This window comes from Psychromonas sp., from assembly GCF_047632955.1.
Classification (GTDB): domain Bacteria; phylum Pseudomonadota; class Gammaproteobacteria; order Enterobacterales; family Psychromonadaceae; genus Psychromonas.
This window is the reverse complement of record NZ_JBLIED010000016.1, coordinates 82088-89984: the sequence shown is the minus strand read 5'-3', so window position 1 is coordinate 89984 and position 7897 is coordinate 82088. Positions and strand designations below refer to the sequence as shown.

The window sequence follows — 7897 nt, the reverse complement described above, 5'->3', positions numbered from 1 at the left end:
CAGGGTTTTATAATAACCTTTGGGCAATTTTTTCCGACGTTAACAACAAGCAAGATTCGGCCGCACTTCGCCAGGCATTAACGCCAAAAGTCAATGAGGTTGAGGGTCAGTTCGTTGATACCAATCTAAAAAAACGTGATGACTTTTACACCGCACTGACTGCATTTTCCAATTGCATGAAAGTGGCATTACAATCCGCCACCTTCTTTGAAGATAAATCCTTTGACGGCCCTGCATCGTCTAAAAGATCGCGTCAGCACCTTAAAGAGACGTTAAAAATGTTTGTAAACTTGCGCAAACAAGTCCGTGAAGATGCCAATGAAACGATTAATTACGACGAATACGCCGAGGATATTCGCAGCTTGCTCGACAAACATATTGCAGGCATTGAAGTAAAAGAGCCTGAAGGCGCTTATTTGGTTGGTAACCTAGGCAAGAACGTCAAACCGCAAGACTTGTCCGACGACGAAGCCCGTAACCAGACCGACAAGATCACGGGCCGCATCACTAAAATGATTGAACAAGATTTGGCAGATGATCCTTATGCGCAGGAGTATTTCTCTAACCTGCTGAAAAAGGCAATTGAAGATGCCAAAGCAATGTTTGATGCGCCGGTTAAACAATACATCTTGTTTGCTGATTTTGAGCAGGAAGTGATCGATCGCAAAGTGGCTGATGTGCCTAGTACATTCACTGATAGCGAAGGCAAGCTAAATAAACATGCCCAAGCTTACTTTGGCCTGTTCAAACATTTGTTTGAAGCTGATTTCATCGCAGAGCATGAGCTGGATAATGACAAGCTGGTTAAGTATGCATTTGAAATTGATGAAGTCGTGAATAATGCGGTGGCAGAGTATTCAATTAATCCGGCTGAGATTGAGAATGCCGTCAGCATGAAGCTGTTGCCTATGTTGTTCGCTGATTTGGGGATTGAGAATGCACAACGTTACATTCAAGAAGTGCTGAAAATCACGCGTCTTGGCCTTTCCCGCAGTCAAGGTTAATGAAATGGTAACGCAATCTATCGCAGCAGAAATTCGCACCACCACAACCGAACGGGGTGTGTTTTCTTACGGTAATGACATTATTCATTATGACATTATCCGTAAGAGCACCGATCAAAATAGTAAAACACGTAAGGTATTAATTAAGGTTCATCCTGATCAACGCGTTGTAGCAACAGTTCCGCATGATGCTACCGACGAAACAATCCAACAAGCCATGCTAAAACGCGCTCGTTGGATTTGGCAAAACATTCAAGAGTTTGCATCGCAACATGATTATGTTTTACCAAAGCGTTATGTCAGCGGTGAAACGCAATTTTATCTTGGCAGACGCTACGTTTTAAAGGTCTTGGTAGATCCAGAACAAGTATCAAACGTGAAACTCAGTCGCGGTAAATTGAATGTCACTTTACGTCAGGATTGTGATAATCGAGTGATTAAAATAAAACCATTGATCGACAAATGGTATCAGCACAAAGCTAAAGCCATTTTTCATGAGCGCCTCAATGAAATGCTGCCAAAAGCGACTTGGGTAAAAGACATTCCATCGTTTCGTGTAATGGCAATGAAAAAGCAATGGGGAAGCTGCTCTACCAAAGGCAACCTGATGCTTAACCCTCACTTGGTTAAGGCATCAAAAGAATGCATCGACTACGTGATACTGCACGAGCTTTGCCACATAGCAGAGCACAACCACAGTGAGAATTTTTGGCGTTTATTAACCCAAGTAATGCCAAATTGGAAAGAAGTTAAAGCCAAGCTAGATGATATGGCAGAACGGTATTTAAATGAGTGATTTTGGGGAAGGAATGGCAAAATAAAGCAGAAAATCTACTTAATAACGGGTGTAACTGTCAGCTCCGTTACCATAGGCGCAACACTCGATACAAGTCGTTGTTAAAACATTACCTAACAAACCCTGCAAGAATAATCGGGTTTAGTCGCTCCCAGCACACACTCTAAGCGTCTTAAAAGCGTAAAATGGAGAATGATACGACCGTATTGAGATTGCTTGAAATCGCCACGCAGAAGGTCTGCCACTGACCAGAGAAATGCAGCTGTTGAAGAGAAGTTATTATTAGTCATTAAAATCAGTTAATTTAAAATTCTGTTCTTCACTTCAATGCATAATTTCTAACTCGTGTTGTGGCCCTTTATGCCTTAGAAAGCTAACAGCATAATACTTTTAAATCGAAGCTTTCACTTCGTTTAAAAGCATCCTCAATGATGGATTAGAGCTGGATAATTCACCCACCTTCCTAATAAATGCTAGTTGTTTATCCACTTGTTTTTTTAATATCTCATTTTCGGCTTTTAAGCGTTCAATTCGCTCAAAACTATCAATATCAGATTTAACAAACGTATTGAACTCGAGGCTTGGCACGCCTCTAAGCTCCTGTTTTTTTGAATCGTAACTTGATTTTATACTATTGTACGTTACTAATGTTTGCCTTGTTGTGTTTATTCCCAAGTCGGACTCAATACGATTTACTAATAACTCCCATGTGAGTTTAGTTTTCCACCTGTTTATTAACGTTTCAATTCTACGCATTTCGGCTGTACTTAGTGAAGGCAAGGCCATGTATTATAATCCTCTAAATAATATTAAGCATATCGGCTAACATGTTTTTCACCTGGGAAGGCTTAGATTTAACCTCAAGTAATTTAGCTAACACATCTTCTGTGTTGGGTAACGCTATCGTGCGTTTTTCAACTGTTTTGTTACGTACATTGGTAATTCTAACTTCTTGTTTATTAAATAAATATCTAACGATAGAACCTTCTTCTGTATCTTTACTTTCTAATATCTGTACTAGATCGCGAAGGATTGTGGTGTTGCTATAGTGTAATGAGAACCAATCCTGTAACCCTCTATTGCAGTCAAAGTTTTCCCTATTCTGAACATTATCTAAACGACGTTCTTGTACTTGTAAATCTTTTTTAAGTAAAGCGATACTCTCTTTATCATGTGCGATATGACAAGATGAAGGACATAATGAGCACTGTGTAACAAAATTATTCAAGTATTCGCAGGGTGAATAGACTAAATCTTGGGAACAAAACCCCACACTGGTAACCGTAGTTGCAGTATTAACAGCCTTCTCATATTCCTGTTGACCCATCAATTTTATTGAAATTTCTTGAACATCGTCTTGAAATAAAATGTCTGAAATTTCGCTAGATTTGTCATTATGTGTTCGGTGTACGTAGTGCAAAATTTGTTCCGGCGTTTTTCGACCGCTCCAAAGGTTAATAATCGAATGAGGGACACCTTCTCGTTCAGCTATGTCATTTAGCCAATGTCTAAACTGATGTGCATTAATTCCAAAATCTTTGGAAAAACCCTTACGAATAAAAATATTTTGAAGTTGCGAATTTGTGCTAATGCCTTCCGTAAACATCCGACTTAAACTTGATATGGGTACCAAAGCGAAATGCGACATCCCCCCCATATAACCAGCCCTGCCAGAAATCATTTGCCTACCTAGAAAAGAAAATAGGCCGTAGCGATAATCAGTATGACCCTCTTTTGTCATATTATGTGCAGCTGGGAATCCAGGCAGTCTCTCGTAAATATGTTTTATCCATCGCTTCTGAAAATCCTTAACCGTTATGGGATAACCTCCGAATACAGCTTTTAATAAATCAGAATTCACAGCCATCCCCATGAGTGATAATGTATAAAGGCAGTTTGAAGCAAGCTTTAAATGATCTTTTTCTTGGATATCTATAATGTTTTTAACATAACTACTTGCACCTCGTTTAGATTTGGCTCGAAATGCTCCACTAGTATTGGAAGTTACACGTAACATGCCATCGTCAGAATCAAAAAAACCTAATAGATAACCTAGATGAATTAGGTGTAAAGGTTTATCCATATTAGGTATGAGTGCTTTCAAGTTTTTGTCGCTTGGGCAAAAATCCCCTAATATTTTTTTTAAAGGTAATGTCGGGTTTGCATAGAAACGTGCAAGTACTCTGGCTGGTTCCGTAATAATATTAGTGTATTTTAAACATCGACTGACAGTATCAGCCATTGAAGACAATATATGATTTTTATTATTTTTAAACCCTTTACTGCCTTGCCAATCAAGGTAGTAAGTGCACTGCTTCTTACCGTCAACAATTTGATTAATGGATTTTAATTGTTGTTTTTGTAGAACTGTTTGTTCTGCTGCAACACGATTGGGAGAGCTTAATGCAAGTGCTGACATAGTGCATATAAATGTGTCTCGTTGATTATTTGTGGCAGAAGTATTCCATTTATCAGGGTCTTGTGAAATAACATCATGAGTAATAGCGCCAAGCGCGAGTAATGTTTTTTCATTTGGTATTTTAGTTTTCTTTTTATCTAGAATGTCATCACCAGCCTCTCTTGTTTCGGATTCAATCACTGGCAACTTTAAGCTTGGCTGAATAAAAAAGTGGGCGTATAACCAATGGAAAAACACAGGCAAACTTTTGGGTGATAGAAGTTTATTTACAGCGTTATCAAGTTCTTTCTTTGTAATGTTAGCTGGGTTGCCTGTAATACCAAGCAGTTGTCTCGCAACTTGAATTTTTTTCCTCTTAGTGACGATACTTGAGTTTTCTGTATTTATATCTAAAGTATAAGCCATTAAAAGGTGCCGAAGATTTGAGGCAAGTACCTTGTCGTCGCTATAAATACTCTTAATGTTTGCTGACTTTACCTTTTCATTAGTAAAAAAATAGTTAATTCTCTTTCCGTCCGGATATGTAAATGTCCAACCTGCATCATCCCAGCTTGCCGGCTGTCCAACCTGATTTGTAAATCCGGTTAATGGGTATGCTTGTGATTTTTTTATATGCGCAACTTGATTATCAATAAAACGATTAAGTTTCATTACGTAGCCCCTGTTTATTTATTTTATACTCAGCACAGAGATTTATTGTTGCTTGAATATATAGGATGATTTTTCGTAATTTACCAAGAACAACTTTATCCGATTGATTTTGATTTAACTTATATTTAGCCATTGCTTTATCAAGATATAATTGATGATTTGCATCTTCGTTAGCTATAAAATTTTCACAGGGATAACACCCTAGAGGTGCGCCAAGTTTTGCCGCACAACTCTCACAATTAACTTTATTACGCTGAATACCGATCTCTTCATCGAACTCATTCCGAATAGCAAAGCCTTCTTGATATTGAAGGTCGTTAACGCCTATGCGGGAGTATTTATTTAAGACGTCTTTATTAGCAAAAGCTTGGTCAATATCTAACCTTGCCTCTACACTCAAATCTAAGTAGGGTTTTACCGCCTTTTCCGTAACGCCTGTTATTTTTGCCAGATATGGGCCAGATAAACCTTGTCTAGCAGCTTCCGTTAACACATGATGACGAAGACGATTATTTGTAAACAAAATCTTATCATTGTCAATACGGTCACTTTTCAAATCTAGTTTTTTTAAACAATCACGCATACCTCTGATTAATGAAATACTTGTTTTGTGAAACCTATCAGACATATAGCCAACAGATCCAAAGAGACATTTTTTTGAACCAAAGACCGTAGAGAAAAGAATTAATCCCGGAAAAATAGGGCACTGCATTATAAATTGATATAGCTCTTCGGCGGTAAGGATGACTTCTTGTTCACGTAGTGACTTTGTTAATAGTTGCTCATATTTTTCACGATACAGGAGTATAAGTGCGGATAAATTTGGCTCTATACGATGTGATGTTCTTTCCACTGACGATCGAAACATTCCATCTTTACCTCGAAATGTTCGTATATGCAGTACATCAATATCGCTAAATAGATATTCGTATTTTGGTACTGATTCACTTTTATTATATCGGTGATCAGTAAAGCTTTGACCAACAGGTAATACATCACACCATTTTAGCTGGCATAGCTGAACAGGACGCCTAACTAATGCATGCATTAATTGATTAGCAATCAAATTACTAAAAGCATTTAGTTTCGAAGGAGTATAATGTGCTTGATGTGCGAGTTTAATATTTTCGTCGGTTTGCAATCTAAATTGTTCTTTAATTACTTGATACTCATATTCACTATAAGTCCCTTTACTTGGATCCAAAATATTCTTACTGACGTTAAACGAAGGACGATTACGGCTTGTAAATTCATATAGTCCGTATGCATCCATATTTTTTTTGTTGGCAAAAGAAAATATTGTTGCAAGATTAAATTTGTATGAATCACCCAACGTTGGCCAAATTCGTTGAAAGGCAATTTCCTCAAGGTTATTCCCAATTTTTTTAAAAGTTGCTAAGTATCGTTTAGCCGAGCCAACTGCAGTCATACTTGCTAATTTGGCTAATAAGACACGTACATAAATAAATGTCTTTTCATCGTAATCAACATTATGCATCCAATTTAATACCAAGTAATCTTTGGTTCCTAACTGCCAAATATCATCCAGTACATCAAAACTGAATCTATCATTATTTGCTCGATATATACGCTGACCTTCAAATAAATCTTGAAACTTTCTATTATCAACAATCATCTACTCATCCTCTTTAGGCATGAATTCACTTTGACGGACTTGAGATAATTCATGTGCTTTCATAGCGCATTTAAAATCATTATAACGTTCCGCCATTTGACTACCTTCAGACCAGCCCATGGCATATTTTCTGATGTCTTCAATTTGCGCAGCGGTATAGCCTGCCTCAATTGCTTTATTGTCAAACACCTCATTCCACTTATGGCGAAATAAATGTGGCGTCAGTTTAAAATCAAGTGCGATAGCAAGAACGTTTGTAAGCCTATAAATCGAGTTTAAAGAAATTGGCATTCCTTTTGTTACCCCCTTTTCCGCCACAAATATAAAATCATGCTTAGAACTTTTTACGTATTTTTCTCGTTCAGTTTCAATATATAACTTCAATAGGTTTAACGTGTTTTTTGTAATGCCTGATGAGTGTGATTTTGTTTTTTGTGCGGGGGGTTTATATCGAGAATCTGTCGCATCATTCGGAGTGCGTGTAACCATTAAACGCGGGCTGTGCCAATCAAACTTAATGTCTCTCACTTTTAATTTAGCAAGCGCACCTTCACGCATACCTGTTTCAATAAAAATATTGATTATAAGTTGATTGCGAAGCCTAGAGTTTTTCCAAGGATTCCCTATGCTGTAAGGTTTAATTATTTCCAGCATCTTAAAATAAATAGAATCTGGAATTGCTTGTTCAAAAGGATCTCGTACATCCGTATTCGTACTCTTCATTTTTTTTATATCAGAACTTACCATGGCCTTTAAATCGGTTATTGCTTGATACACGTTAATAGGTGAAAAATTTCCAAAATGAAAAATTTTATATAAATAATCTAGGTACTGAACAAATGAACTCAAACGATTCTTAGCTGTGAATGCGGAAACACGATTATCTGAGTATTGTTTTGAATTTAAAAGGTTATCAAGTTGTTTATCTGAAAATTTACTGAAGCTGATGATATTATTTGAGTGTGTGAGACCTTCTGATTTATAAAAGCAATGTCGTTTAAAGTCTTCGTATTCATTGTAACTAAGAAATTCTCCGGTTTTAGATCGGCCGACTAAATCAATGGATTGAGATTCAAAATAATTATAGACAAATGATAATACCCGAGCATACGATAGCTTTGTATTAAAGGCTTTTAACGAAAAGGATTCTTTTAGGTGACCGTCTAGAAAGAAGCAAACAGGTAACCTATTCTCATCGACAATACATACATCACTATGTTCTTCTAAATCTTTATAAATATAAACCATGATGGCAACAATCCTTTACAAAAAACAATATAAGATAAACTCAGTAACAACATATAAGAAATACAATGTGTTTGTAAAACTATTATTGGAATAATGATTTTATTTCAATATGTTGTAGATAATTTGATTCTTTACTTTTGTTA

5 protein-coding genes and 2 pseudogenes are annotated in these 7897 nt (G+C 36.8%); 2 read left to right on the top strand and 5 right to left on the bottom strand.

Annotated elements, in window-relative coordinates; all coding sequences use genetic code 11:
* Together ACJAZP_RS11510 and ACJAZP_RS11505 are read left to right on the top strand one after the other, a co-directional pair.
* A pseudogene (locus ACJAZP_RS11510) lies at nt 1-1004 on the top strand (type I restriction endonuclease subunit R); the annotation flags it as partial.
* Nucleotides 1005-1008: 4 nt separating this feature from the next.
* Nucleotides 1009-1800 (top strand): M48 family metallopeptidase, encoded by a 792-nt coding sequence (locus ACJAZP_RS11505; protein ID WP_415230886.1) that lies wholly within the window; start codon nt 1009-1011, stop codon nt 1798-1800.
* A gap of 137 nt (nt 1801-1937) precedes the next feature.
* Here ACJAZP_RS11505 and ACJAZP_RS11500 read toward each other — a convergent pair.
* From ACJAZP_RS11500 to ACJAZP_RS11480, 5 genes and pseudogenes are all read right to left on the bottom strand, one after another.
* Nucleotides 1938-2090, bottom strand: a pseudogene (locus tag ACJAZP_RS11500) (type I restriction-modification system subunit M N-terminal domain-containing protein); the annotation flags it as partial.
* A 100-nt stretch (nt 2091-2190) separates the two neighbouring features.
* Nucleotides 2191-2586: a hypothetical protein gene (locus ACJAZP_RS11495; protein WP_415230885.1), complete on the bottom strand. Its 396-nt coding sequence runs from the start codon at nt 2584-2586 to the stop codon at nt 2191-2193.
* A gap of 13 nt (nt 2587-2599) precedes the next feature.
* The gene (locus ACJAZP_RS11490; RefSeq protein ID WP_415230884.1) at nt 2600-4870 is read right to left on the bottom strand and encodes a hypothetical protein; all 2271 of its coding nucleotides are present in this window, start codon (nt 4868-4870) and stop codon (nt 2600-2602) included.
* Nucleotides 4860-6506: a hypothetical protein gene (locus tag ACJAZP_RS11485; protein ID WP_415230883.1), complete on the bottom strand. Its 1647-nt coding sequence runs from the start codon at nt 6504-6506 to the stop codon at nt 4860-4862. The genes ACJAZP_RS11490 and ACJAZP_RS11485 overlap by 11 nt, the downstream gene beginning before the upstream one ends.
* Complete coding sequence (locus ACJAZP_RS11480; RefSeq protein WP_415230882.1) at nt 6507-7754, bottom strand: site-specific integrase; 1248 nt, start codon at nt 7752-7754, stop codon at nt 6507-6509.
* Between the last annotated feature and the right edge of the window lie 143 nt (nt 7755-7897).

What these genes read in the sequence shown, in the direction of transcription:
- ACJAZP_RS11505 (WP_415230886.1), top strand. Translation starts at nt 1,009, where the DNA reads ATGGTAACGCAATCTATCGCAGCAGAAATTCGCACCACCACAACCGAA.
- ACJAZP_RS11495 (WP_415230885.1), bottom strand. Translation starts at nt 2,586, where the DNA reads ATGGCCTTGCCTTCACTAAGTACAGCCGAAATGCGTAGAATTGAAACG.
- ACJAZP_RS11490 (WP_415230884.1), bottom strand. Translation starts at nt 4,870, where the DNA reads ATGAAACTTAATCGTTTTATTGATAATCAAGTTGCGCATATAAAAAAA.
- ACJAZP_RS11485 (WP_415230883.1), bottom strand. Translation starts at nt 6,506, where the DNA reads ATGATTGTTGATAATAGAAAGTTTCAAGATTTATTTGAAGGTCAGCGT.
- ACJAZP_RS11480 (WP_415230882.1), bottom strand. Translation starts at nt 7,754, where the DNA reads ATGGTTTATATTTATAAAGATTTAGAAGAACATAGTGATGTATGTATT.